This is a genomic window from Streptococcus infantis, assembly GCF_047463635.1.
Lineage (GTDB): Bacteria > Bacillota > Bacilli > Lactobacillales > Streptococcaceae > Streptococcus > Streptococcus infantis_W.
The window spans coordinates 1-608 of sequence record NZ_JASHDL010000059.1 but is presented as its reverse complement, the minus strand read 5'-3'; the positions used below and the strand labels follow the sequence as shown (position 1 = coordinate 608).

Sequence of the window (608 nt, the reverse complement as noted above, 5' to 3'; positions counted from 1 at the left end):
ATGGCTCAACATTCCCACCAGGAACTAAGGTAGAAATCCCAGGTAAAGATGGTAACCCAATCACAGTCACAATCGGTGAAGACGGTAAAGGTAAAGTACCAAACAGTGAATTACCAGACGGTAAAGTTCCAGGTACAGGTAAGATTACAGAACCAGGTAAACCAGCTGTAGAAGTTCCAGTAGAAACTCCAGCTAAGGTAACACCAGTTGCAGTTAATCCGAATGTAAATCACGAAGATACTACAGCTACTATTGATAATGGAGCTAAGTCAAATGATTCTCAAAAAGTATTGCCAAATACTGGTACTGAATCAAATGCGACTCTTGCATCTCTAGGTCTTCTTGGTATTCTAGGTGGTCTCGGACTTGCTCTTGGAAAGAAAAAAGAAGACTAAAAATTTAGTCAAATAAACATTCATTCTTTTGTGTTATAAAGACAAACTAGATTGGTTCTGGGAATCATGTTAGTCGTAAAATAAAAGGCTCTCTGTCAACTGTAGTGGGTTGAATAAAAAGCTAACATCTGGAGAGGACAATCGTTGTCCTCTCCATTTTTATATTCAGAGCGATGAAAATTCGTTTCTTAAAGTTGTCAAAGTTCCTAAAAC

The 608-nt window shown here is 38.0% G+C and carries 1 protein-coding gene; it reads left to right on the top strand.

What is annotated here, in order from left to right; genetic code table 11:
- Positions 1 to 395, top strand: a 395-nt coding sequence (locus QM867_RS10805) for an LPXTG cell wall anchor domain-containing protein (protein ID WP_414315757.1), incomplete at its 5' end; no start/stop codon positions are given.
- Positions 396 to 608: the final 213 nt, after the last annotated feature.